Below are 24,083 nucleotides of genomic sequence, written 5' to 3'. Positions count from 1 at the left end.
GGGGACCGATCCGGGCGCGCCGGTTGTCCTCACCGAGATTCTCGGCCTAGGTGCATCCGCCGGGCAGCACCGCGACGCCGAGGGCGCCCACACCGAGGTGAACACCGAGCGTCGGGCCGAATTCCGCGATGTGGAGTTCGGTGAGGGTGGGATTCTGTTCGCGCAGTTGGGTGGCCAGGGACTCGGCGGCCTCGGCGGCACCGAGGTGCTGGATACCGAGGGCTACGCCGTCGGTGCCCGCGGCGGACGTAGCGGCGGCGACGAGCTTGGTCACGGCGCGCGACCGTGTGCGCACTTTTTCCCGCAGCTCCAGTTTGCCCTCGACCAACTGCAGCAGCGGTTTGGTGACGAGTTCGCTACCGAAGAAGGCAGCCGCGCTGCTGAGCCTGCCGCCCTTACGCAACTGTTCGGTGCGGTTCACCAGAATGAAGGTGCGGGCACGGTTGGCGGCGGCGACCGCACACTCGTAGACCGCGTCGAGGGTGTCACCGGCGCGGGCGCGGCGGGCGGCGCCGAGGACGGGCAATCCTGTGGCCAAGCCCGCGCCGAGCGAATCCACCAGGCGCACACGGCCGTCGGCGCCCATCTCGCTCACCGCCTGTCGCCCGGCCTCCCAGGTTGCCGACAACATCCGCGACAGGTGCACGGCGACCACTCCGTCGCCACCGCTGTGCTCCATGGCGCGTTCGTAGGCCTCGCGCAACTCACCCGGCGAGGCCGCCGACGTGGTGACCGAGTCGGCGCTGTAGTCGATCTCGACCGGCTCGACGCCCTCGCGCAGCTGCCGGTCACCGACCAGCACGTGCAGGGGCACCACTTCGATACCGAGCTCGGCGACGAGGTCGGCGGACAACCCGGCCGCCGAATCGGTGACCACCACAACGGCCACGGACTACCGGACCTCCTGCAGCGCCTTGGTCATGGCGGTGGCGACCGCCTGATGCCCGGCCCAGCCCCAGTGGATACCGTCGGGGTTGGCCGATCCCGATTCGATGTCGTCGCGCACGGCTTCGCCGAGGTCGACCAGCGGCACCGAGGTACGCGCCGACCAGGCCCGCAACGCCTTCACCGCGCGCGGCCGACCACGGTGCACGCGACCGTAGGCATCGCAGCGATGCACCGACGGCAATACCGCGACCACCGGCAGCTCCGGACGCAACTGGGTCAGCGCCTCACGCGACTGCTCCAGATAGTCCACGCTCACTCTCGGTGGAAGAGCAACGGGCCGACCGAGTTTCGACAGCTTCGGCTGCAGCCAGTTGTAGGTGGCCCGCACCCCGCGACGCAGCCGGGGCGGACGGATGTAGCGGATCGTCTCCCGCAGGGCGGTGGGCAGGGGAGACGGCAGGGTGTCCATGCCGCCGACGGCGAATACGACTGCCCCCGCGCGCGGCACGGCGGCCCACACCCGGGGATCACCGATCAGTGCCCAGTAGGCGTCACGACAGGTCCACCCGATCCGGGCGACCAGCTCGACATCCCAATCCAGTTCGGCCGCCACGAGATTCGGCCAGATCCTCGGATCATCGGCAGGCAACCCGCCCTTGGGCCCGAAGTAGGCCAGCGAATCGGCGATCACCAACAGCACCGGCCGCGGCGACGCCTGCTCCACCACCTCGGTCGACGTCTCCTGCCGAACCGCGGGCGCCTCGGCATCGATGGTGCTGATCGACTGATCCTGCGGGGCAGCAGGTTCCGCGAGAGCACTCGGCGCCACGCTCACACCATCGGTCGGTTGGATCGGGGAAGGCGCGAGCAAAGACTGCGCAGTGGGCTCCCCTTCGCCCGTGGACCCGGATTCCACCGTCTCAGCTCCGAGCCGCGCTTCAGCGGCCGCATCAGCGTGCACCGGAACCGATTCCGCGTGAGCGATACCGGAAGCGTCGTCCTGCGCGGGAGCAGTTTCGATGGGAGCGACAACCGAAGCCTCCGCCTGCGGCTGAGCCGTTTCTGTCTGCGCGGTACCGGTATCAGCCTGAGCTGCAGAGGAATCCGAGCCGTCTGTCAGTACGTCGGCGCTCTCGGACGAACCGGCGCCGACCTTCCCGACATCGTCGACGACATTCGCCGCTACGGAACCCTCGTCGTCGGACGACTCCTCACCGGAATCCTGTGCACTCGAACCGGACTCACCCTCGGCCGACGAATCGGCCTCGGGTTCGGCGACCGGGGAAGGCGGCGGCCCGAACAGCGCGTCGGGCAGCGATCGCGTACTGCGTGCGGTGACCTGCTTGAAGAGTTCGTCGGGTACCGAACGGATCGGCTCCTCACGCTCGGGGCGTGCGGGCCGCGCCGGTGGCGGGCCGAACAGCGCGTCCGGCAATTGCCGTCCGGGCTTGGCCGTCACCTGCTGGAACAATTCGTCCGGTACCGATCGGACGGGCTCTTCAGAGGACATCGGGAGCTACCTTCGCCGCTGCGTTCCAAACATCGAGGCGCCAGCCGGGTCGGTCGACATCCGGGCCGTGACTGGACAGCTGCACCCAGCTCGTATTGGCCAGCCCACCGAGGGCAGGCCAGTTCTCCGGTGGCAGATCCAGCAACGCGGCCGTCAGGGCAGCGATCAGCCCGCCGTGCGCAACCAGGATGATAGTCCGACCGGGCCAATCCTGCCGCTCGTTGTACAGTTCGCGCACCACGGGCAGCGACCGGGCGCCGACCTCGAGTTTGCTCTCACCACCGGGCGGACGGTAGGTGGCGTCGAGCCGCCACTGCACCCGGGCCCCGGGATAATCGGCGTCCACCTCGAGGTGGGTCAGGCCTTCCCAGTCGCCCAGGTTGGTCTCGCGCAGGCGGGTATCGGTGATCACCGGCAGATCGCTGAGGTCACCGAGCGCCTGGGCGGTTTCCTTGGCACGACGCAGATCGGAGGCGTGGATGGCGATGGCGTTGCGTGAAACCAGTTCCCGGGCAGCCTCTTTGGCCTGCTGACGACCGAGCTCGGTGAGATCGGTGTCGATCTGGCCCTGCATCCGGTCGGCGGCGTTCCATTCGGTCTGCCCGTGCCGCAGCAGGATCAGCGTGCGCACATGGGCGTACTTGCTCACTCGCTGTCTGCCTCTGCCTGCGCGTCGTCGTCGGCGGCGGCCGGGGCCTTGGGTGCGGCGATACCGTCGACGGGAACCGTCGGGCAGTCACGCCACAGGCGTTCGAGGGCGTAGAAGTTGCGCTCGTCGTTGTGCTGGATGTGCACGACCACGTCTACGTAGTCGAGCAGCGCCCAGCGTCCCTCGCGGGTGCCTTCGCGACGAACCGGCTTGTGCCCGGCCTCGCGCAGCTTCTCCTCGACGTTGTCGACGATCGCGTTGACCTGACGCTCGTTGGGCGCCGACGCGATCACGAAGCAGTCGGTGATCACCAGCTGTTCGGAGACGTCGAGGACAACGACATCGGTGGCGAGCTTGTCGTCGGCCGCGAGTGCGGCGACTCTGGCCATCTCGACCGCTTCGGCGGTGGCGCTCATGCCTTACCTTCCGTTCCTGCGGGCACATAGAGGTGCCGCTTCGATATGTACTGCACCACGCCATCGGGGACGAGGTACCAGACCGGCCGACCCTGCGCGGCGCGGCGACGGCATTCGCTCGACGAGATGGCCAGCGCGGGGATCTCGATCATCGTCACGGCATCGGCGGGAAGGTCCCGCAGATGTTCCTCGAGATGGTCGGTGTTCAGCTCGTACCCCGGACGGCTCACCCCGACGAACTTCGCCAGTTCGAACAGTTCGGCCCAATCCTGCCATGTCAGGATGTTGGCCAGCGCGTCCGCACCGGTGATGAAGTACAGCTCGGCGTCGGGATGGGCGCTCTGCATCTCGCGCAGGGTGTCGACGGTGTAGGTGACCTTGTTGCGCTCGATGTCGGCCCGGCTCACCGAGAACCTCGGATTGGACGCGGTGGCGATCACGGTCATCAGGTAGCGGTCCTCGGCGGGACTGACCTGTTTGCCCGCCTTCTGCCAGGGCTGACCGGTCGGGACGAAGATCACCTCGTCCAGGTCGAACAGGTGCGCGACCTCGCTGGCGGCGACGAGGTGACCGTGGTGAACGGGATCGAACGTGCCACCCATCACGCCGAGCTTGCGGCGCGGCCGGGCTGTCTCGTGCATGAGGTCCGAGCTTAATAGGACCGCCACCATTCGTACGGATCGGAGGGCTCCGGGAACCGGGGCCGATCGGCTCGCCGTGGTCGCGGGCCTGCTTCGCCCGGTCGATGCTCGACCGTGCCCGACGCCTGGGCGCACATCTGGGCGAACTGACTGCGGGTGCGACGCAGCTCCTCGACGTGGTGGGCGGCCGGGTCGGCGGCGACAAGGCGGTTCAGTTCGGTGAGCAGCACGTCCAGGGTCACCCACCACGGGCCGCGCAGCGTCCCGCCGGGGCCGCGTAGTTGCAGCCAGGCCGCCGCGCGCAGGCAGCGCGCGCGGGGCACGATCTTGTCCTGTTCACCCCAGAGACCGGCCGCGCGCAGGTAGCCGCCGAGCGCCTCCGATTCCTGCCCGCAGCATTCCCTTGCCACCGCCGCCGACCACAGCAGATCGGCGTGCCGGTGCCGCTCGGTGGGCGAGGCGGCGATCAGCCGGGCGGCCTCGGTGAACTGCCAGGCTGCCTCACGGTATCGGCCGAGGTGGTTGAGCGATTCGGCGAAGACCGCACGGACTCGCGCGAGCTCGCCGGGTGGGTAGCCGACTGATGCCCCGCCGAGCAGCACCTGGTCGAACGCCCGCACCGCCTCGGCATGCGATCGGGCCCGATGCCACGAGCGGCCCGCGACGATCCACAGATGTGTCGAGTCGGCCGGTGAGATCGGCGCCCAGTCGGCGGCGGCCGCGGCAGCCGCGCGGGCGACATCGCGAGCGCGACCGGGTTGGGCGGCGACAGCGGTGACCAGCCGTGTCCGTAGCTCCGCCCGCTCCCGTGCCCCGAGCTCCGCCGCACCGACGACCAGGGCACGCCGCAGCTGCGCCTCCGCCGCGTCGGGTGCATCGATGAGGCGCGCCGCCGCGATCGTCGCGAGCTTTCGCGCGGCGCGGGCCAGCGAACCGGGCTCGAGAAGGCGGGCCGCCTCGGCGGCAGCCGAACCGGAGGCATTCACCTGACCGGCGGGAGCACCGACCCGGAGCTCGGCATCGTGGCCTGCGTCCTCGTCGATCGCCCCTCCGATCCGCGCGGCGTGGACGGCAGGCCCGACGAGTGCGGCATGAGCGGCGGGTTCGGCCGGCGCGGCGAATTCGGCTCGGGCGTCATCGTTCTCGGCGGCGAACCGGTCGCTCACCGGGCGAACCACATCCGCACGACACAGACGCGGGCGACGGCCCCGATTCTTCGATCCGTCCCCCGATGTTCAGTTCGCCCGTCGTCGCGCGACGCCCCTGCCAGCATGGCGGTGATCTTGGTGGTTCGCCCCTACAAGTGGCTTAACGTCCGCTCAACGTTTCAGCGTTGCGGCCGTTCGGACTTCGGGAGTTTGGCGACGATCGCGTCGTAGGACGCGTCGATGAGTTCACGTAGTTCGTCGTCGGGAACGGCGCCGCCGACGCGAATGCTGTTCCAGCCGTAGCGGCCGATGTAGGCCGAGGCGGTGACATCGTCGGGGTAGATGGTGACCAGTTCGTCGGCTTCGGCGCGGTCTCGCCCGCATTTGAGACCGATCGATGTGCCCGCGCCGAGAAACGCGAACACCTTGTCGCCCACCTTGGCCACGGTGTCGCCCTCCCACGGTTCGTCTTCCCACGCACCGGGTTTGGCCAGGCCGTACGCCAACACATCCATCTCGCGGCTCCTCAGACGGGCAGCAGTTTCGACACGACGTCGGTGAGCTGGCGGGCCGAGCGGCATTCGTGCATCTCGATCACCCCACCGTAGTCGGGTGCGGCCGAATCGCCTGTGCCCCAGAGATTGTGCGGCTCCGGGTTGAGCCAGTGCGCGTGTTTGGCGGTTTCGACCAGACCGCGCAGCGTATCGACCTGCGGGTTGCGGTAATTGGTCCGGCCGTCGCCGAGGACAAGCAGCGAGGTGCGGCTGGTGACGGCGTCACCGAAGTTGTCGGCGAAGCTGGTGAAGGCCTGACCGTAGTCGGAGTGGCCGTCGGAGTCGATGACGGTGGACTCGGTGAAGATTCTGGTGAGCACGTCGTCGAGACCGGTCTGCGGGCCGAAGTAGTCGGTGACCTCGTCGGTGCGGTCGACGAACGCGAAGATCCGCACCCGGGAGAACTGTTCGCGCAGGGCGCTCACCAGCAGCAGGGTGAAGCCGCTGAAGCCGGCCACCGAGCCCGAGATGTCGCACAGCAGAACCAGATCAGGGCGCCCGGGGCGCGGTTTGCGCTGCACCAGGTCGATCGGCACGCCGCCGGTGGACATCGATGCCCGCAGGGTTTTGCGCAGGTCGATCTCGCCGCGACGGGAACGCTTGCGCCGCACCGCCAAACGCGAGGCGAGAATGCGCGCCAGCCGGTGGGTTCCCCGGCGCAGATCGGCGAGTTCGCGTTCGGAGGCGCGCAGGAAGTCGGCGTCCTCCGCTTGCCGGGCGACCCCGTAGGTGGCGACCCGTTCCCGCCCGATCTGCTCGGCGACGCGGCGGTTCGTCTCCTCCTCCACGGTGGCGCGGAACCCGGCGATGCGCATCCGCAGCAGGCGCTGCGCGATCTCGGCGTCGCGTTCGCTCGCGTCGGGCGGGAGGGCGAGACCGGCCAGCGCACGCGCCAGCAAGGTCTGCGGCGCAAGGTCTTTGAGCGCCTGGTAGGCGGAGAACGACGGCCCACGCGCCGATTGGTACCGCCCGAGCTGCTCCACCACCTGGGCGGCGAGCAGCTCGAGCTGGTTGCCGCTGTCGGGGGTGGCGAGCAGTTCGGCGAGCTGTTCGCGCAGGGCGGGCAGGTCGACGCGTCCGTCGGGTGTGCGCGGCAGTTCGGGCGCTTGGGCACTGCGCTGCCCGACGGCGACCGGGAACCACAGGTCGAAGAGGCTGTCGAAGGTGGCGCGGTGAGTGGGCCGACGCAGCAGGGCGCAGGCGAGGCCCTCCCGCACCGCTTCCCGGTCGAGCAGGTCGAGCACGGTGAGTACCTGGCCGGCGTCGACGGTTTCCGACGGACCGACCGGCACCCCACGCGAGCGCAACGCCGCGACGAAACCCGCGACGTGACCACTGATGCCGTGGGGCGCGGGCGCGGTCATGCCTCAGGCCAGTTTCAGCTCGGACAGTGCGCGCTGGTGGTCGCTGCGGTGCTTGAGCACCACACCGAGCGTGGCCCGCACGGTGGCGTCGTCGAGGTCCTGGGAACCCAGTGCGAGCAGGGTGTTGCCCCAGTCGATCGTCTCCGCCACCGACGGCAGCTTCTTGAGCTGCATGCCGCGCAGCACATGCACGATGCGCACCAGCTGCTCGGACACCACCGCCGACAGCTCGGGTACCCGGCTGGCCAGGATGCGGCGCTCGAGGTCTTCGTCGGGGAAGTCCAGGTGCAGGTACAGGCAGCGACGCTTGAGTGCCTCGGACAGTTCGCGGGTGGCGTTGGAAGTGAGCACCACGAACGGCTTACGGGTGGCGGTGATCGTGCCGAGCTCCGGAACGGTGACCGCGAAATCGCTGAGGACCTCGAGCAGCAGACCCTCGATCTCGACGTCGGCTTTGTCGGTCTCGTCGATCAGCAGCACCGTGGGGTCGGTGCGCCGGATCGCGGTGAGCAGCGGACGCGAGAGCAGGAACTCCTCGGTGAAGACGTCGGCTTTGGTTTCGGCCCAATCGTTTTCGCTCGATGCCTGGATCCGCAGGATCTGCTTGGCGTGGTTCCACTCGTAGAGGGCGCGGGCCTCGTCGACACCCTCGTAGCACTGCAAACGCACCAGTTCGGCGTCGGCGACCTGGGCGACCGCGCGCGAGAGTTCGGTCTTGCCGACGCCTGCCGGGCCCTCGATGAGCAGCGGTTTGCCCAGCCGGTCGGCGAGGAACACCGAGGTGGCCGTGGCCTTGTCGGCCAGGTAGCCGGTGGTGGCCAGGCGGGCGATGACGTCGTCGACCGAGGTGAAGATCGGTTCCTGTACCAGGGTCACGGTCACACCGGCCGAGTCTGGCCGTCGCCCCACACGATCCACTTGGTGGAGGTGAGTTCGGGCAGGGCCATCGGACCGCGGGCGTGCAGCTTCTGGGTGGAGATGCCGATCTCGGCACCGAAGCCGAACTGCTCGCCGTCGGTGAACGCGGTGGATGCGTTGACCATCACGGCGGCGGCATCGACGCGGGCGGTGAACTCACGCGCGGCGGCCAGGTCGGCGGTGACGATAGCCTCGGTGTGGCCGGTGCCCCAGGTGTTGATGTGCTCGACCGCGGCGTCGAGGTCGTCGACGACCTTCACGGCGATATCCATGGTGAGGTACTCCTCGCCCCAGTCGGCATCGGTGGCGGGCACCTGACCGGGCAGATCACCGTGAATGGTGACGCCAGCGTCCTCGAGTGCCTTGCTCAGCCGCGGCAGCGCGGTCTCGGCGACGGCGGCATCGATGAGGAGCGTCTCGGCGGCGTTGCACACGCTGGGACGGCGGGTCTTGGCATTGAGCACGATCGCCTCGGCCATGTCGAGATCGGCGGCGCTGTGCACGTAGACGTGGCAGTTGCCGGTGCCGGTCTCGATGGTCGGCACCTGCGCGTCGCGGACGACGGCGTTGATGAGGCCGGCACCGCCACGCGGGATGACCACGTCGACCAGGCCGCGCGCCTGGATCAGGTGGGTGACGCTTGACCGGTCGTTGCTGGGCAGCAGCTGCACCGAGTCGGCCGGAATGCCCTGAGCGGTGAGCGCTTCGCGCAGGATCTCCACGAGCGCGGCATTGGAGTTCGCCGCCGAGGACGAGCCGCGCAGCAGCGCCGCGTTGCCCGATTTCAGTGCCAGGCCGAAGGCGTCGACGGTGACATTGGGCCGCGCCTCGTACACCATGCCGACCACGCCGAGCGGCACCCTGGTCTGCCGGATCTCGAGCCCGTTGGGCAGGGTGCTGCCGCGCACGACCACACCGACCGGATCGGGCAGGCCGGCGACCTGACGCAGGCCCGAGGCGATGCCGTCGATGCGGGCCTTGGTGAGCCGCAGCCGGTCGAGCAGGTTCTCCTGGGTGCCCGCCGCGCGGGCGGTCTCGATATCGGCGTCGTTGGCCGCGAGCACGCGGTCGGCCGCGGCGAGCAGCGCATCGGCCGCGGCGTGCAGTGCGTCGTTCTTCTGCGCCGTGGTGAGCTGAGCGAGCGCACGGGACGCGACGCGAGCCCTGCGGGCGGCGTCGTGCACCGCTGCGCGGATGTCGAGCTCGGGGGTCACTTCTACCGTCATGGGTATCAGCGTACGCATTGTGCCGGTTTCGCTCGACGCCGCCCGGGACCCGGAATGTGGCTCCGACCGGCAGCGGGACCGAGTTATCCACAGGGTCTTGCGAGCAGGCGCCCCGCGACTCGACCACTGACGACGAGTCGCGAGCGGGCACCGCACAACGCCGTCGCCGCTAGATTCGAGGTTTATGAACCACTCCGCCGCACCGACCGTCGCGGTGTTGGGCAGCGTCAATATGGACCTGGTCACCACTACCGCGCATCGGCCCGCCCCCGGAGAAACCGTGCTCGGCTCCGGCTTCGCCACGGTTCCGGGCGGGAAAGGCGCCAACCAGGCGATCGCGGCCGCCCGCTCCGGTGCGCGCGTGCGTTTCCTCGGCGCGGTCGGCGACGACGCCTTCGGCGCCACCCTGCGCACGACCCTCGACGGCGCGGGCATCGACACCACACTGCTGCGCACGGTCGCCGGCCCCAGTGGGGTGGCGACGATCGTGGTCGACGGCGACGGCGAGAACAGCATCATCGTCGTGGCCGGCGCGAACGGCCGGATGACCGACCTGACCGAAGCGGAGCTCGCGGCGATCGCGGCCGCCGACATCCTGCTGTGCCAGCTCGAGATCCCCCTCGTAACAGTCACAACGGCCGCACACCACGCCGGCTCCGTAGGCACCCTCGTCGCCCTGAACCCCTCCCCCGTCCAGCCGCTGCCCGCGCGACTGTGGGCCGATGTCGACCTGGCGATCGTGAATTCGCTGGAGTACGAACAGTTCTCGTCGACCTTGGGGCCCGTCGCGCACGTGGTGCGAACCCTGGGCGCCGACGGTGCGGTCTACCGTGGCGGCGACACGGAACTGGTCGCCGATGGGCGCCGCGTCGACGTGGTCGACACGACGGGCGCGGGCGATGCCTTCACCGGCGCCCTCGTAGCAACCTGGTCACAGGGCGCGGCCGCCGCTCTGAACTGGGCAAACACAGCCGGCGCCCTGGCGACTACCCAGCTCGGCGCCAGCGCGTCCATCCCCGGACGGGAACAGATCGCGGCCGCGCTCGCCGAAAATCGCTGATCCGCGGTGGCGAGGTCGGCGCCGACCGCCGCGTGGTAAATGAGGTGCGCCGCCCACGACACGGCTCCTACCGTTGGTATTACACCAAGGAAAGGACCGACCATGTTTCCCGTCGAGCTGCGCGGTACCCGAGCGCAGACGCTCATGTGGGCAGACGAGCACCAGATCGAGCAGGCCGCACTGCAGCAGCTCCGCAATATCGCGGAACTGCCCTGGGTGCACGGGCTGCGCGTGATGCCGGATGTGCACCTGGGCAAAGGCGCGACGGTCGGTTCGGTCATCGCCATGCGTGACGCGGTGGCGCCCGCCGCCGTCGGTGTGGATATCGGGTGCGGTATGGAGAGCGTGAAGACGAGTCTGACGGCGGCGGATCTGCCCGACGACCTGCGCTCGCTCCGTTCGCGGATCGAGCAGGCGGTGCCGGTGGGGTTCAGCGCGCACAAGGAGGCGGTGAACGTCACCGCGCTGCACGCCGGGTCGCACGGGCAGTCCGCGCGCACCAAGGGATGGGACCGGTTCTGGCGTGCATTCGGCGAGCTGCACCCTGGTGTTTCCGCGTTGGAATCCAAGGCGCACAAGCAGATCGGATCGCTCGGCGGCGGGAATCACTTCATCGAGATCTGCCTCGACCAGGACGACGCCGTGTGGATCCTGCTGCACTCCGGCTCGCGCAATATCGGCAAGGAGCTGGCGGAGCGGCACATGGCGATCGCGCGGGCGCTGTCGCACAACCAGTCGCTGCCCGATCGCGATCTGGCCGTTTTCCTTTCCGGGACACCGGAGATGGACGCCTATCGCCGGGACCTCACCTGGGCACAGGAGTACGCGGCGCGCAATCGCGCGGTGATGCTGTCGCTGGTGTGCCGGGCGGTGCGGGACGAATTCGGCGAGCGGCCGGTGCGTTTCGAGGAGCCGATCAGCTGCCATCACAACTATGTGGCCGAGGAGATCATCGACGATGTGCCGATGCTGGTGACCCGTAAGGGTGCGGTGCGGGCGGGTGCCGGTGAGCTGGCGCTGATTCCGGGGTCGATGGGCACGCGCTCCTATGTGGTGCGCGGCAAGGGCAATCCGTTGTCGTTCCAGTCGGCCTCGCACGGCGCCGGGCGGCGGATGAGCCGCAACGCGGCCAAGCGGCAGTACACCGTCGCGGACCTGATCGCCCAGACCGAGGGCGTGGAGTCGCGCAAGGACGCGGGCGTGGTCGACGAGATCCCGGCCGCGTACAAGGACATCGACGAGGTGATCGCGGCCCAGACCGATCTGGTCGACGTGGTCGCGACCTTGCGTCAGGTCCTGTGCGTGAAGGGGTGACTCGGCGGGCGGTCTGTATCGCCGATCAAACCTGTCGGTGAGGTGGGGCAGCATAGGGCCCATGACCACAGCGGCAGGTAACGACGTGCTCGACCTGATGGCTCCCGACCTGCGCGAACGCGCCGAGGAGCTGCTCCGCGACCTCGCCGGGCCGCAGGCCCGGCTACGCGAGGACCAGTGGACGGCGATCGAGGCGCTCGTCGTGCGGCGCAGCCGGGCACTGGTCGTCCAGCGCACCGGCTGGGGTAAGTCCGCGGTGTATTTCATCGCGGCCAAACTGCTGCGCTGGGCGGGTCGGGGGCCGACGGTGATCGTGTCGCCGCTGCTCGCCCTCATGCGCAACCAGGTGGCCGCCGCCGAACGGGCGGGGGTGGTGGCGGCCACCATCAACTCGGGCAATGTCACCGAGTGGGACGAGATCCATCAGCGGGTCGCCGAGGGTGCGGTCGATGTGCTGCTGGTGAGTCCGGAACGCTTGAACAATCCCGACTTCCGCGATCAGGTGCTGCCGAAACTCGCGGCCGATGCGGGGCTGGTCGTGATCGATGAGGCGCACTGTGTGTCGGATTGGGGTCACGATTTCCGCCCCGATTACCGCCGCATCCGCACCCTCATCGCCGACCTCGGCACCGACGTGCCGGTGCTGGCCACCACGGCGACCGCCAACGACCGGGTCGTCACCGATGTGGCCGGGCAGATCGGTACCGACACACTGGTGTTGCGGGGCACCCTGGATCGCGAGTCGCTGCACTTGTCGGTGGTCCGGTTCGACGACGCGGTGCAGCGCACGGCGTGGCTCGGCGCCCACCTCGATCGGATGCCCGGTTCCGGCATCATCTACTGCCTCACCGTCGCCGCGGCGAACGACCTGGCCGACGTGCTCGCCACCCACGGGCACACCGTCGCCGCCTACACCGGCCAAACGGACCCGGCCGAACGCGAAGCGCTCGAGGCGGCCCTGCTGAACAACGAGGTCAAGGCCTTGATCGCGACCTCGGCACTCGGAATGGGCTTCGACAAGCCCGACCTCGGTTTCGTGGTGCACGTCGGCGCGCCCTCTTCACCGATCGCCTACTACCAGCAGGTCGGCCGCGCCGGCCGCGGCACCGACCGCGCCGAGGTGGTGCTGCTCCCCGGCCCGGAGGACGCGCGCATCTGGAGTTACTTCGCCTCCGTCGCCTTCCCCCGCGAACACATCGTGCGCTCGGTGCTCGCGGCCCTCGACACCGATCGGGCGATGTCGACGGCGGCGCTCGAACCGCTCGTGGAGCTGAACCGTTCGCGGCTCGAGATGGTGCTGAAAGTGCTCGACGTCGACGGCGCGGTCCGCCGGGTGCGCGGCGGCTGGCTGTCCACCGGACAGAGCTGGACCTACGACACCGAACGCTACGAACGGCTCGCCGCCGCCCGCGACGCCGAGCAGCAGGCGATGATCGACTACCAGTCGACCACGACCTGCCGGATGACGTTCCTGCGCCGCCAGCTCGACGACCCGGGCCTCGACGGCCTGGCCACCGCCGAACTCGACTGCGGCCGCTGCGACAACTGCACCGGCACCCGTCCCGACGCCAGCATCGACGACGCCGCGATCGCCGCCACCCGGGCCCGGCTCGACCGCCCCGGCCTCGATCTCGCCCCGCGCAAACAGTGGCCGACCGGCATGGCGAAACTCGGAATCCCGTTGTCGGGCAAGATCACCGGCGGCGCCGAGACCGGGCGTGTGCTCGGCCGACTCACCGATCTCGGCTGGGGTCAGCGCCTGCGGGCCCTGCTCGACGGGCCCGACGCCCCGGTACCCGACGCGGTGTTCGACGCCTGTATCGCCGTACTGCGCGACTGGGACTGGACGGCCCGGCCCACCTCGGTCCTCGCCCTGGAATCGCCGCGCTACCCCCAGCTCACCACCAGTCTCGCGCAGCGACTCGCCCAGATCGGCCGACTCACCGACCTGGGCACCCTGCACGCGCGCCCCGACCGGCCCCCGGTCTCGGCGGCGAACTCGGCCCACCGCGTCGCGGGATTGTTCGACTACTGGGAGGTACCCGACCTGTCACAGGTGGACGGACCGATCCTGCTGGTCGACACCCTCACCGACACCGGCTGGACCATGACCGTCGCCGCCCACGCCCTCCGCACGAGCGGCGCGGACGCGGTGCTGCCGTTCGCGCTGGCCACGCCGACCTGATCCACTCCCGCCCAGCGCGTCCGATCCCGTACTCTCAGCACGTACGCGCAGGTCGAACGGCCGACGATGGAGTCGTGATGACGTCGAAGAAGCTGCCCCCGATTCCCGTGGTCCACGCGTTCGACCGGGTGCGCGACGCGCTGGCCAGACTCCACCGGCGGCTCGTCCCCGGCCATATCGCGCTGCTGGAACTGCAGTTCGCGGGGTTCCTCTCCCAGGCCATCAGCACCGCCGCCGAGCTCGGCATCGCCGACCAGCTCGCCGACGGCCCGCGCACCTCGGCGCAACTGGCGAGCGCGCTCGAGGTGGACGAGGACGGACTGCGCAGGCTCCTGCGGCTGCTCGTGAGCTACGAGGTGTTCGCCCAGCGCCGCGACGGCAGATACGCCCTGACCCGCATCGGTGCGGCGTTGCGCGGCGACGCGGCGGTGACCATGCGTGAGGTGGCCCGGTTCTTCGGCTCCCCCTACCACCGCAACCACTGGACCCATCTCGGTGATGCCGTCCGCAGCGGCGAGGCGGTCGGCCAGGCGCTGGAGGGCGCGAGCTTCTTCGAATACGCCGCGCGCAATCGTGCGGTGGGCGACCTGTTCGACCGCGCGATGACCAGCATCGGCACGCTGTCGATCGAACCGCTGCTCGCCGCCTACGACTTCGGCCGGTTCGACACCGTCGTCGACGTCGGCGGCGGTCGTGGCAGCCTGCTCGTCGAGATCCTCCGCAGGCATCCCTCGACCACCGGGGTGGTGTTCGATCTGCCCGGCGTGGTCGAGGATCTGAGCACCGATCTCGCGGCAGCCGGACTCGGGCGACGCTGCACGGTGGAAGCGGGCTCGTTCTTCGAGGCCGTGCCCGCGGGCGCCGACGCCTATCTGCTCAAGAACATCGTCCACGACTGGTCCGACGAGCACGCCGAACGCATCCTGCGCACCGTCCGCGCCGCCATGGGCCCGGCCGCGACGCTGCTGGTGATCGAGCTGGTGCTGCCCGAGCATCATCGGCCGCACCCGGGCAAATTCGTCGATCTGGAGATGCTGGTCAATACCGAGGGCGGCCACGAACGCACCGAAGCCGAGTTCCGCGCCCTGCTCGACCGCTGCGGTTTCACGCTGACGCGCACGGTGGAGACCGTGGCGCCGGTCTGTGTCCTCGAGGCCGTCGCGCGCTGATCGGGCCCGACACGCCGTCGCCGATTGTGTGTACCGCCGGTGAGCAGTGTTTCAATGCGGCTATGACCAGGACCACATTTGCTCGAACCCTGATGGCCGTCGCCACGGGCTGTGCGGCCGGCTTCACCCTTTTCACCGCCCCTGCCCAGGCGACGAACGAGAACCCGCTCGACTGCGCCGGCGTGCCGGGCGCCCAGGCCGCCGCCGACCGCGAAAGCGCACGGCGCGGCATCGCCATCACCCCGCTGTGCTTCAGCGGCGGTCTCTACAGCGGCATCCACGCGGGCATCCCGCTGGCCGTGCTCAACCCGTTGACGATGCCCGGCACCAACACCGTGTGCGTCGCCGAACGCGAAACCGTCGAGGCGGCGGCCAAATTCGAATGGACCGAGCAGGTGCATGTGATGCCGATGTGCATCCAGCACCGGGCTTTCGGGGTGTACGAGCTGTAGTCGCGCGCCACGCGGGTCCGTTACCCGGCCACGGGGCGGGCCCGCTCGTCTATCGTTGCGCGTGTGGCCAAGTCTGCGGCTCCGGCGGTCGAACTGCCGGTGGGTGAGCACACGGTACGGGTCAGCAATCCCGATCGGGTGTACTTTCCCGAGCTCGGGGTGACCAAGCTCGACCTGGTGAACTACTACCTCAGCGTCGGCGACGGCATCGTCGACGCGCTACGCGACCGGCCGTGCATGCTGCACCGCTTCCCCAAAGGGCTGGCCGGTGACAAGGTCCATCAGAAGCGGTTGCCCGCCGGTGCGCCCGACTGGATTCCGACCGTGCGGGTGTACTTCCCGCGCTACGGCAGGCACGCCGACGAGCTCTGTGTCGAGAAGCTCGCCGACGTCGCGTGGGCGGTGCAGATGTCCACCGTGGAGTTCCATCCCTGGAATTCCCGCTCGACCGACACCGAGTCACCCGACGAATGGCGCATCGACCTGGATCCCATGCCCGATTGCCCGTGGTCGCGAGTGCAGCGCGTCGCCGGGGTGGTGCACGAGGTCCTCGACGAGTTCGGCGCCGTCGGCTGGCCGAAGACCTCCGGCGGTCACGGCCTGCACGTCTACGTGCGGATCGCGCCCGAGCACGGCTTCCAGCAGGTGCGCCGGGCGGCGCTGGCCTTCGCCCAGGAAGTCGAGCGACGCGCGCCCGACGACGTGACGACCGCGTGGTGGCGGCGCGATCGCGACCCCAGTGCCCTGTTCGTCGACTACAACCAGAACGCGCGCGACCACACCATCGCCGCCGCCTATTCGGTGCGTGGCGTCCCCGAGGCCACCGTGTCGACACCGGTGCGCTGGGACGAGATCGACTCCATCCATCCTCGTGATTTCACGATCCGGACCGTCCCCGCCCGCTACGCCGAACTCGGTGACATCCAGGCCGATATGGACGACGCCGTTTTCGACATCACGCCACTGCTGGAACTCGCCGACCGCCACGGCGTGGACGAACCCGTCGATCTCGACGAATCGTGAGGTCCTGGCTCGACGCGGTCCCGGCGGTCCGGGAGAATCGGAACTCTGCCCGCCCCGGCACCAACCAGGAGGACTTTGTGCAGGAATCCGCGATCACCGTCGCGATCGGTCCGGACCCGAACGCTCCGCGACTGCTCGAGAAGGCGGTTGTCGGCGCGGGTGCCCGGGTCGGTCCGCTCGCCGACGCCGACGCCCTGATCTGGACCGGGACGCCCGCTGATTTCCCGGCCGAATTGCCCGCGTCGGTGCGCTGGGTGCAGTTGCCCGCCGCGGGAATCGAGGACTTCTTCGAGGCGGGCGTGTTCGCCGCCCACCCCGGCCCGACGTTCACCTCCGCGGCGGGCGCCTTCGCGCACAGCGTCGCCGAGCACGCGCTGATGCTGTTGCTGGCGGGCGTGCGGTATCTGCCCGAGCAGTTGCGCGCGACCTCGTGGCGGCAGCGCGAGTTCTTCCCGCACGTGGGATCGCTGCGCGGCAAGACCGTGACGATCGTCGGCGCGGGCGGTATCGGCCGCGCGCTGATCCCGATGCTCGCCCCGCTCGGTGCGCACGTGATCGCGGTGAACCGGTCGGGCGACCGCGTCACCGGACCCGGAATCGGCGCCGACGTGGAGACGGTGCCCGCCGATCAGCTCGGACGGGTCTGGTCGCACACCGACCACGTCGTCGTCGCGGCCCCGGCGACCGCGCAGACTCGGCATCTGATCGGTGCCGACGAGCTGGCCAGGCTCAAGCCGTCGTCGTGGGTGGTGAATGTGGCGCGCGGCAGCCTTATCGACACCGACGCGCTGGTCGACGCACTGCGGCGCGGCATCATCGGCGGTGCCGGACTCGATGTCACCGACCCGGAACCGCTGCCCGACGGGCATCCGCTGTGGGACCTGCCGAACGCGATCATCACCCCGCACGATTCCAATCCGCCGCAACTGCGCCTCGCCGCTTTCGCCGATCATGTCGGCGCCAACGTCGCCCGGTTCGTGGCAGGCGAATCGTTGCGGGCGATCGTGGATCCGCAGCGCGGTTACTGATCGATCCGGCCGCTGCCGACCCAGGACGCGATGCGGCTGCGGCTGGTGAAGCCGAGTTTGGTGAGAATGTGCTGCACATGGTTCTGCGCGGTGCGTTCGGACAGGACGAGCGCGGCAGCGATCTCCCGATTCGTGAGGCCACGTGCCACGAGCCGGGCGACCTCGCGTTCGCGCGGAGTCAGTGTCGTACCACTGTTTTCGTGCACCGCGACCATCCGCAACCGGTCGATCCACGGCGTCATCCCGACCGATTCGGCCACCGGCAACGCACCCTCGGCCACCGCGACGGCATCGGCGGTGGCGCCCCGGGCGAGCAGGAGTCCGGCCAGTTCGCAGTCGGCCTCGACGGCGAATCCGGGGGCGCCGATCGTGCGGGCGGTTCGCGCCGCCGCGCGCAGATCCTTTTCGGCGGCATCCGGATCATCCAGTGCGGCAGCGAATTTCCCCAGCCACAACTCGACGGGTCCCAGATAGTGCGCATTGCCACCACCACCGGTGACGTGGCCGTGGCGGTAGCGGCTCAGCCGCTCTCGGAAGTAGGCCACGTCGTCGACGATGCCCAGACCGGCCGCGACCGCACCACCGACGGCGAGCACATCGAGCGCGAAATACGGTGGGACCAACCAGGTTCCGGGACGGCCGAGGCCACGATAGAGGGACTCGGCCGCTGCGGTCATGCCGCTGTCGACCAGCGGGAACGCGGTGCCGAGCGCGGCGAACAGCAGATTGCGCACCTCGCCACGCGCCGGTGTCTGCGGCATTGTCAATGCCTCCGGCGGATGGCCGCGGTGGTGCCCGACGACGACCAGCAGTGACCGGTAGGCGCCGAACGCGGCGGGATGGCCGAGCGCGGTGGCCAGCTCGTGTGCCCGCCGAGCCCGGTCGAGAGCGTCGTCGAACTCGGCGCGCGCCTGCGCCAGCGCGGCTTCCGCGACCAGCCGGTGCCACCGCGCCATCGGACCGCCGGTGTGCTCGGTACACCAGGACAGGCACGACAGCTCCCTGGTGATCGCGCCGAGGTCACCCTGTTCCCACAGCGCATCGATGCGCCACAACCTGCCCCACATCTCCATGGCCGGGTCGCGCGCGTGCTCGCCCGCGGCGATCATTCTCGTGGCGAGTTCGCGATGTTCGTCCCGATGGTCGGGCCCGCTGCAGGCGAGCTGACGAGCCCGCAACGCCGCGGCGAGGACCGCCGGGTCGTCACTGCGCTCGGCCACCGCGAGCGCGACCCGGCTCGACGCGTCGACACCCTGCGAGCGGCCGAGGTAGATCGCGGTTTCGGTGGACCGGGCCAGCAACCGGGCTCGCAGCGAAATGGGCAGGTCGGCGGCGGCGAGCGCTTCGGCGCACGCGTCGGCGATATCGCGGTCCCAGCCGCGCTCGCCGATCGGTTCGAGCACCAAGGCCGCCTCGGCCTGCAGGACCGGTTCCCCTGATTTGCGGGCCAGTGCCTCGGCGGCGGCGCAATCGGCCCGGGCGGCGACGAGGCGACCCGCGCGGACCTGGGCGGCGGCCCGCTCCAGCAGCAACCTGCCCCGCTCGAGCGGTTCCAGCTCGGCGGCATGGGTCATCGCCAGCCCGTAGAACCGCACGGCGTCCTCGAAAGCCAGCTCCCGCAACGCCACCTGTGCGGCGCGACGCGCCCAGCGCACGGCGGGTTCGTGCGCTCCGGTCACCGCCGCGTTCGCCCAGTGCCAGGCCAGTGCGGCCGAATTCGCCTCCACCGCATCGGGATACAACGCCTCGATGGCCAGGGCCGCCCGCTGATGCAGCACCACGCGCTGGTGCAGCGACAGATCGTCGAGCAGGGCGGCCCGCACCAGCGCGTGCGCGAACCGCACGGTGCCCGGGTCGTCGTCGGTCGCCAGCAGACCCGCGTCGACCGCTTCGTCCACCGCGGCCAGACAGTCGGCCGCCGAGCGCTCGACCAGCCGAGCGGCGACCGCGATCGAGAACCGCTCACCCAGAATCGAGGCCGCCCGCAACAGCTCGACGGCCCGGGCCGACCGCGGCACCATCCGCGCGCGCACCACCTCGCGCAGACTGGTCGGCAGGTGCAGCGCGTCGTCAGTGGTACCGCGCATCGACCGGCCGAGTTCACGCAGGTAGAAGGGGTTTCCACCGGTCATGTCGAACGCACGGTCGGCGAGCTCGGCCGGCAGCGCGCGGCCCGCTTCGAGCTGCAGGCAGCGCGCCGAGTCCGCGGGCGAGAGGCCGCGTACGGGCAGCGAGGCGGTGACCGGTTCACGCAGGAGTTCGGGCTTGATCGCGGTCCAGCCGCCGTCCTCGGCGCCGGTGCGCTCGGTGGCGCACACCATCACCCGGCGATCCCGCAGCCCGCGCACGACATAGAGCAGGGCCTGTAGCGAGGGCTCGTCGGCCCAGTGGATGTCGTCGATCACCAGCAGCGTGCCGGTTGCCGCGCCGTTGTCCAAGCTCGCCGCGAACGCCTCGAACAGCGCGACCCGGTCGCCGTCGGGCGCGGCGATCCCCGGACCGAGCGCCTGGCGCCACAACCAGAACGGCGGCGGATCGGGCAGCTCGAGCGCCCGCGCCCAGAGCGTGCGCACCCCGCGTTCACGTGCGCGCGCCGCCAGCTCGGCGACCAGCCTGGTCTTGCCGACTCCGGCCTCGCCGGTACAGATCACCTGCTGTGGAAGCGCGTGGACCGCATCGTCGAGCCGGGCCAGCAGGTCAGCCAGCTCCCACTCGCGCCCGATCAGCTCGGTGATCACACCTCACCTCCGAGTAGACGAGCCTACTCGCAGGTGAGGGGCTTGCAGAAGGGTCAGGAAGCGGTGCGATCGGTGAGCCCACCGACGGTCACCACATACTCGTCGGCCGTATCGTCGAAGCTGATCGAATAGGTGGTCGGATACCGCGCGGTGCGCTGGTAGGCCTGCGGCTGCGGAATGTCGCCGGTGAACGACGGCTTGGTGAGCAGCCATTCCAGGGTGAACATCGGTTCGGTGAAGATGTACTGGCCGTCCCAGGAGCCGTTGATCAGGGTGTGCGTGAATTGGCCCAGTGCGATCGGATTGCTCATATCCAGCCAGTGCACCCCCATCGCGGGGACCGCCTGCATCTCGATCGGCTCGGGTGCTGTTACGTAACCGGCGGGCATGTATTTCGCGTCCGGGTTCACGGCCGCCTTCGCCAGGAACTGCGGATCCTGCGGGCTGATCGCCGTCACCGCCGCCGCGTCGATGAAATAGAAGTGGGCGTCGAAGTGCGGCTTGTCGAACATGCCTGCCGGCGGATGACCGTGCGGCACCCAGTCGAAGGTGAGGTGGTCGACCACCGCGCCCGCCGCTTCCTTCGGCAGCGCCAGCGGTACACCGGCGGGCGGTGGGCCTTCCGGCGCGCCGGCGGGCATCGGCAGCCCCTCCAGCGCCGCCTCCTGGATTCGCAGGCCGATCTCGGTCGGCTTGCCCGAGTCGTCGGTGGTCACGTAGGTGCGGATCTGCCCGTTGCCGAGAGCGAGTTCGTCGCCGTAGTAGGTCGCCGCGTCACTGTCGTCACCGCAGGCCGCGCCGAAGGCGAGCACGAGAACGGCGGCCAGTGCCGTGGTGATGCCGCGAGTACGCATGGTCCTCACCCCAGTTCCGCGAGTCGGACAGCCGCCTCGAACACGTAGGTCATAGCTCCTCCAGTCAACGGATCTGTCCTGACGGTAGGAGTCACAGCGGTGACAGACGTCCGCCGAAATACTCATCCGGGTACTCATTGCGCCGGAGTTTCCATTCGGGCGGATGAACGGTGCGCCGGAATCGGACACTGCGGTTAGGCTGAGCTCGTCCTGGTTCGGTAAGGATGGGATCGGCAATGGGATGGACCTTCACCGCGGACGAGTTCGCGCACGTCTGGCGGGAGACCGGTCGCGACCGGGTGCCGTTTCCGCTGCGGCTGCTCGAAACGCCGCGCACCGAGGACGAAGCGCGCCGATTACGTTCGACGCTCGACCAGCGACTGACGCCCGGCACCGATCCCGATCTCACCGCGTGCCTGCGGATCGTCGCCGAACCACACGCCAGGATCGTGCTCGTCGGCGGCGGGCACACACCGGGCAGCGAGATCCGGTTACTGGCCTGCGCTGTCTACGATCACGCGGTTCTCGTGGTGCAGGAACCCGGCACCCGGCCCGATTACGGTGGGCAGGTGCGGGTTTCGATCGGGCACAGCGCCGGAATCGGGGCGCGCGTCACCGCCTGCCTGCCCGACACGCCACCCGGACGTGAACCCGCGCGTGAGGCGGCAGCCGACGCGGTGCGCGACGAGGAGACCGTGATCGCCGCTCACCCCGCGGTTCCGCGGATCCAGCGTTTGCTGCGCCGCCCGCACACCGCCGAGGGGCATATCCGCATCGAAACCGGACTCGACCGTGAAACCCCTTCCCCGCCACTGCATTACAGCTGGATCGACGTCGCGGGCGACGGGCGCTACCTGCTGCGGGTGGGGGAAACGGTGCACGTGGTTCCCGCTTCGCCCGGTCAGCTGGCCGCGCAACTGCAACGCCGGGTGGCACCGGCGCACAGTTCGCACAATCGTAGGTCCGGCTAGCCTGGACACCGACGCTTGATCTGGAGGGGAGACGCGATGACGATCGAGAGCAGCCGAGCCGAGATCTCCCGGTTCCGCAGCGCCGCCGCGGCGGGGACGGTGAAATTCGATCCCGAGGCCGCGCGCCGGTGTGCCGATCTCTACGCACAGCAGGCCGACCGGCTCGCCGAATTACGCCACGACCTCGAAAATGCCGCCGAGGCAGGCGGATTCGGTGGTTTCGTCTCCGCACAGCAATTACAGGCCGGCTTCGCCCACAAGGCGCGCGACGCCGCCGACCTGCTCGATCGCTACATCGAAGCGGCCTACCGGATGCGTGAGGCGTTCCTGCTCAGCGCGGGTCTCTACGAGGAAGCCGATGCCGCCGCGTCCGCCGCGCTGCGCGCCATCGATACACGGGTGCACTGATGAGTACTGATCCCACCTACATCAGTGCGATGGAACATTTCGAATCCATGCCGCACGAACAGATCTATGCCCGCACCCAGCAGATCGACGCGGGCGAGATCCTCGGTGCCTCGATGGCCTGGCTGGAAACCGCCGCCGCCCTCGTCACCCTCCCCGTCGCCAAGGCCAACGCCGACCAGGTGATGGAGGAGGCGGGATGGGAAGGCGCGGCCGCCGAAGCCGCCGCCGCGAGCACCCGCAGTTTCGCCGCCGCCATCGACGAATTGGCCGCCGTGATGGCGGAAGTCGGCACCCGCCTCGGTGGGGTGGCGGCCGCCGCCGAAGCGGTGAAACTGGCGGTGGTCGCCCCCGGCGACTCCGGCCCGATCGGCACCATCGCCCGGCTGCTGGCAGCCGCGGATGTCATCGACGCGCAGATGGCGGCCGAGGCATTGCGCCAGGAAGCGCTCCTGGCCATGAACATGATCTACAAGCCCGCCTACACCCTGGCCGGAACCGGCGTCCCCGCCCTTCCCGTTCCCGCTGCGGATTCCCCTGTCCCACAGGACAACCCGCCCCGAACCAACGGCGCTCCCCCTGCCGAGGCCACCCCCCAGAACCCCGAAACCCCGGCACCCGCCAACCCGAACAACTCCGCCCCCACCACCGAAAACCCCGCGCCCCCAGCACCGTCCACCGAAGCGCCTGCGCCGACCGAAAACCCGGCGCCATCTGGCGAGCCCACACCGCCGAGCCCCAACCCCGCTACCCCCAGCGAAAGCCCCGCTCCGACCACCGAGCTCCCGGCACCGCCCAGCGAAAGCCCTACGCCGACCACCGAACTTCCGGCCCCGCCCAGCGAAAGCCCTACGCCGACGAACGAGCTACCGGCCCCGCCGAGCGAAAGCCCCTCCCCCACCACCGAACTCCCGGCACCATCGAGCGAGATTCCGGCCCCGTCCAGCGAGCCACCAGCCCCGCCGAGCGAGAGCCCCTCCCCCATTCCGGCACCGCCCAGCGAGAGCTCCGCACCAACGAGCGAGCTCCCGGCGCCACCCAGCGAAGCCCCCAGCCCGACAAGCGAACTTCCGGCACCGCCCAGCGAGAATCCCGTCCCGCCCAGCGAGCCACCGGCACCGCCAACTCAGCAGGACTCCAACCCGACCGCCCCGGACACCAACACTCCACCGGTCGCACCCGCACCACCCCCACCCCAGAACGCCCCCGACATGTCCGACCCCGGCGGCCAACCCGGCGTCACCGGCCCCGTCCCCGGCGCCGAACCACCCCAACCCACACCACCACCCCAGCACCCGGGCGGCCTGGACCAACCGGGCGTCATCCCGCCGCAGCGGTAAGAAGTCGACACATTCGGCCGGGAACGCTTACCCCGGTCGCGTCCCGCAACCGACGTGGACCAACCGGATGTCACCGTGCCACAACTTCAAGGCGTCGACTCGATATGTTGACGGTCACAGGACAGGCAGTACTGCTCAACAGGCCCAAAACGATCACGACCAGACCGAACTCAGCGGGACGAGCGGCCGGGGCCGGTTCCGGCGCTGCACTCTAGGCATCACGGTCGGCG

At 69.7% G+C, this 24,083-nt stretch carries 22 protein-coding genes; 10 read left to right on the top strand and 12 right to left on the bottom strand.

Going from position 1 to position 24,083, the window contains the following annotated elements; all coding sequences use genetic code 11:
- Window positions 1-46: 46 nt before the first annotated feature.
- The 10 genes from ACWEVR_RS19415 to ACWEVR_RS19370 all read right to left on the bottom strand — a co-directional run bounded on the left by ACWEVR_RS19415 (window position 47) and on the right by ACWEVR_RS19370 (window position 9,314).
- Window positions 47-889 (bottom strand): DegV family protein, encoded by an 843-nt coding sequence (locus ACWEVR_RS19415; protein WP_452468063.1) that lies wholly within the window; start codon window positions 887-889, stop codon window positions 47-49.
- A gap of 3 nt (window positions 890-892) precedes the next feature.
- Window positions 893-2,398, bottom strand: coding sequence for a diglucosylglycerate octanoyltransferase (gene octT, locus ACWEVR_RS19410; protein ID WP_452468062.1), 1,506 nt, complete (start codon window positions 2,396-2,398; stop codon window positions 893-895).
- Window positions 2,388-3,047, bottom strand: coding sequence for a histidine phosphatase family protein (locus tag ACWEVR_RS19405; RefSeq protein WP_067486266.1), 660 nt, complete (start codon window positions 3,045-3,047; stop codon window positions 2,388-2,390). Before ACWEVR_RS19405 ends, octT begins: the two co-directional genes overlap by 11 nt.
- Window positions 3,044-3,463: a ribosome silencing factor gene (rsfS, locus tag ACWEVR_RS19400; RefSeq protein ID WP_452468061.1), complete on the bottom strand. Its 420-nt coding sequence runs from the start codon at window positions 3,461-3,463 to the stop codon at window positions 3,044-3,046. Before rsfS ends, ACWEVR_RS19405 begins: the two co-directional genes overlap by 4 nt.
- Window positions 3,460-4,104 (bottom strand): nicotinate-nucleotide adenylyltransferase, encoded by a 645-nt coding sequence (nadD, locus tag ACWEVR_RS19395; RefSeq protein ID WP_067486262.1) that lies wholly within the window; start codon window positions 4,102-4,104, stop codon window positions 3,460-3,462. The genes rsfS and nadD overlap by 4 nt, the downstream gene beginning before the upstream one ends.
- Window positions 4,105-4,115: 11 nt before the next feature.
- Window positions 4,116-5,270, bottom strand: a complete 1,155-nt coding sequence (locus tag ACWEVR_RS19390; protein ID WP_452468060.1) for a hypothetical protein — start codon at window positions 5,268-5,270, stop codon at window positions 4,116-4,118.
- Between the two features lie 161 nt (window positions 5,271-5,431).
- Window positions 5,432-5,767: an MmcQ/YjbR family DNA-binding protein gene (locus ACWEVR_RS19385; protein ID WP_452468059.1), complete on the bottom strand. Its 336-nt coding sequence runs from the start codon at window positions 5,765-5,767 to the stop codon at window positions 5,432-5,434.
- Window positions 5,768-5,778: 11 nt separating this feature from the next.
- Window positions 5,779-7,170 carry a vWA domain-containing protein gene (locus ACWEVR_RS19380; protein ID WP_452468058.1) on the bottom strand — a complete coding sequence of 464 codons (1,392 nt, stop codon included), beginning with the start codon at window positions 7,168-7,170 and terminating at the stop codon, window positions 5,779-5,781.
- 3 nt (window positions 7,171-7,173) lie between these two features.
- Window positions 7,174-8,052 (bottom strand): AAA family ATPase, encoded by an 879-nt coding sequence (locus ACWEVR_RS19375; RefSeq protein WP_157105062.1) that lies wholly within the window; start codon window positions 8,050-8,052, stop codon window positions 7,174-7,176.
- Window positions 8,049-9,314, bottom strand: coding sequence for a glutamate-5-semialdehyde dehydrogenase (locus tag ACWEVR_RS19370; protein ID WP_452468057.1), 1,266 nt, complete (start codon window positions 9,312-9,314; stop codon window positions 8,049-8,051). The genes ACWEVR_RS19375 and ACWEVR_RS19370 overlap by 4 nt, the downstream gene beginning before the upstream one ends.
- 184 nt (window positions 9,315-9,498) lie before the next feature.
- On the opposite strand from ACWEVR_RS19370, the gene ACWEVR_RS19365 reads away from it, so the two are divergent.
- The 7 genes from ACWEVR_RS19365 to ACWEVR_RS19335 all read left to right on the top strand — a co-directional run bounded on the left by ACWEVR_RS19365 (window position 9,499) and on the right by ACWEVR_RS19335 (window position 17,545).
- Window positions 9,499-10,374 (top strand): ribokinase, encoded by an 876-nt coding sequence (locus tag ACWEVR_RS19365; RefSeq protein WP_452468056.1) that lies wholly within the window; start codon window positions 9,499-9,501, stop codon window positions 10,372-10,374.
- A gap of 102 nt (window positions 10,375-10,476) precedes the next feature.
- Window positions 10,477-11,688, top strand: coding sequence for an RtcB family protein (locus ACWEVR_RS19360; RefSeq protein ID WP_452468055.1), 1,212 nt, complete (start codon window positions 10,477-10,479; stop codon window positions 11,686-11,688).
- A gap of 61 nt (window positions 11,689-11,749) precedes the next feature.
- Entirely contained in the window at window positions 11,750-13,873 is a 2,124-nt protein-coding gene (locus ACWEVR_RS19355) for a RecQ family ATP-dependent DNA helicase (RefSeq protein ID WP_452468054.1), read from the top strand.
- Window positions 13,874-13,950: 77 nt separating this feature from the next.
- Complete coding sequence (locus ACWEVR_RS19350) at window positions 13,951-15,042, top strand: methyltransferase (RefSeq protein ID WP_452468053.1); 1,092 nt, start codon at window positions 13,951-13,953, stop codon at window positions 15,040-15,042.
- Between the two features lie 62 nt (window positions 15,043-15,104).
- Window positions 15,105-15,494, top strand: coding sequence for a hypothetical protein (locus ACWEVR_RS19345; RefSeq protein ID WP_452468052.1), 390 nt, complete (start codon window positions 15,105-15,107; stop codon window positions 15,492-15,494).
- Window positions 15,495-15,557: 63 nt separating this feature from the next.
- Window positions 15,558-16,517 carry a non-homologous end-joining DNA ligase gene (gene ligD / locus ACWEVR_RS19340; protein WP_452468051.1) on the top strand — a complete coding sequence of 320 codons (960 nt, stop codon included), beginning with the start codon at window positions 15,558-15,560 and terminating at the stop codon, window positions 16,515-16,517.
- Window positions 16,518-16,594: 77 nt separating this feature from the next.
- A complete protein-coding gene (locus ACWEVR_RS19335; RefSeq protein WP_452468050.1) occupies window positions 16,595-17,545 on the top strand; it encodes a D-isomer specific 2-hydroxyacid dehydrogenase family protein in 951 nt (316 codons plus the stop codon).
- Here the strand turns inward: ACWEVR_RS19335 and ACWEVR_RS19330 are convergent.
- Both ACWEVR_RS19330 and ACWEVR_RS19325 read right to left on the bottom strand, forming a co-directional pair.
- The gene (locus ACWEVR_RS19330; protein WP_452468049.1) at window positions 17,539-20,283 is read right to left on the bottom strand and encodes an ATP-binding protein; all 2,745 of its coding nucleotides are present in this window, start codon (window positions 20,281-20,283) and stop codon (window positions 17,539-17,541) included. The genes ACWEVR_RS19335 and ACWEVR_RS19330 overlap by 7 nt on opposite strands.
- A gap of 53 nt (window positions 20,284-20,336) precedes the next feature.
- The gene (locus ACWEVR_RS19325; protein WP_452468048.1) at window positions 20,337-21,137 is read right to left on the bottom strand and encodes a DUF5602 domain-containing protein; all 801 of its coding nucleotides are present in this window, start codon (window positions 21,135-21,137) and stop codon (window positions 20,337-20,339) included.
- A 236-nt stretch (window positions 21,138-21,373) separates the two neighbouring features.
- Here ACWEVR_RS19325 and ACWEVR_RS19320 point away from each other — a divergent pair, with 236 nt between their 5' ends.
- From ACWEVR_RS19320 to ACWEVR_RS19310, 3 genes are read left to right on the top strand one after another with little or no spacing between them, the layout of a single operon-like run.
- Complete coding sequence (locus tag ACWEVR_RS19320; RefSeq protein ID WP_067486242.1) at window positions 21,374-22,108, top strand: ESX secretion-associated protein EspG; 735 nt, start codon at window positions 21,374-21,376, stop codon at window positions 22,106-22,108.
- A gap of 36 nt (window positions 22,109-22,144) precedes the next feature.
- Window positions 22,145-22,516, top strand: a complete 372-nt coding sequence (locus ACWEVR_RS19315; protein WP_181698332.1) for a hypothetical protein — start codon at window positions 22,145-22,147, stop codon at window positions 22,514-22,516.
- A complete protein-coding gene (locus tag ACWEVR_RS19310; RefSeq protein WP_452468047.1) occupies window positions 22,516-23,853 on the top strand; it encodes a hypothetical protein in 1,338 nt (445 codons plus the stop codon). The genes ACWEVR_RS19315 and ACWEVR_RS19310 overlap by 1 nt, the downstream gene beginning before the upstream one ends.
- The last annotated feature ends 230 nt before the right edge of the window (window positions 23,854-24,083 follow it).

The sequence above is a fragment of the Nocardia sp. NPDC003979 genome, assembly GCF_053605015.1.
The sequence above is the reverse complement of the archived record's forward strand: the minus strand, read 5'-3'. Positions and strand labels throughout refer to the sequence as shown.

Bases quoted from the DNA above. Each gene is read 5' to 3' on its own strand.
- octT (WP_452468062.1), bottom strand. From the start codon at position 2,398: ATGTCCTCTGAAGAGCCCGTCCGATCGGTACCGGACGAATTGTTCCAG.
- rsfS (WP_452468061.1), bottom strand. From the start codon at position 3,463: ATGAGCGCCACCGCCGAAGCGGTCGAGATGGCCAGAGTCGCCGCACTC.
- nadD (WP_067486262.1), bottom strand. From the start codon at position 4,104: ATGCACGAGACAGCCCGGCCGCGCCGCAAGCTCGGCGTGATGGGTGGC.
- ACWEVR_RS19385 (WP_452468059.1), bottom strand. From the start codon at position 5,767: ATGGATGTGTTGGCGTACGGCCTGGCCAAACCCGGTGCGTGGGAAGAC.
- ACWEVR_RS19380 (WP_452468058.1), bottom strand. From the start codon at position 7,170: ATGACCGCGCCCGCGCCCCACGGCATCAGTGGTCACGTCGCGGGTTTC.
- ACWEVR_RS19370 (WP_452468057.1), bottom strand. From the start codon at position 9,314: ATGACGGTAGAAGTGACCCCCGAGCTCGACATCCGCGCAGCGGTGCAC.
- ACWEVR_RS19365 (WP_452468056.1), top strand. From the start codon at position 9,499: ATGAACCACTCCGCCGCACCGACCGTCGCGGTGTTGGGCAGCGTCAAT.
- ACWEVR_RS19360 (WP_452468055.1), top strand. From the start codon at position 10,477: ATGTTTCCCGTCGAGCTGCGCGGTACCCGAGCGCAGACGCTCATGTGG.
- ACWEVR_RS19355 (WP_452468054.1), top strand. From the start codon at position 11,750: ATGACCACAGCGGCAGGTAACGACGTGCTCGACCTGATGGCTCCCGAC.
- ACWEVR_RS19350 (WP_452468053.1), top strand. From the start codon at position 13,951: ATGACGTCGAAGAAGCTGCCCCCGATTCCCGTGGTCCACGCGTTCGAC.
- ACWEVR_RS19345 (WP_452468052.1), top strand. From the start codon at position 15,105: ATGACCAGGACCACATTTGCTCGAACCCTGATGGCCGTCGCCACGGGC.
- ACWEVR_RS19325 (WP_452468048.1), bottom strand. From the start codon at position 21,137: ATGCGTACTCGCGGCATCACCACGGCACTGGCCGCCGTTCTCGTGCTC.
- ACWEVR_RS19320 (WP_067486242.1), top strand. From the start codon at position 21,374: ATGGGATGGACCTTCACCGCGGACGAGTTCGCGCACGTCTGGCGGGAG.
- ACWEVR_RS19315 (WP_181698332.1), top strand. From the start codon at position 22,145: ATGACGATCGAGAGCAGCCGAGCCGAGATCTCCCGGTTCCGCAGCGCC.
- ACWEVR_RS19310 (WP_452468047.1), top strand. From the start codon at position 22,516: ATGAGTACTGATCCCACCTACATCAGTGCGATGGAACATTTCGAATCC.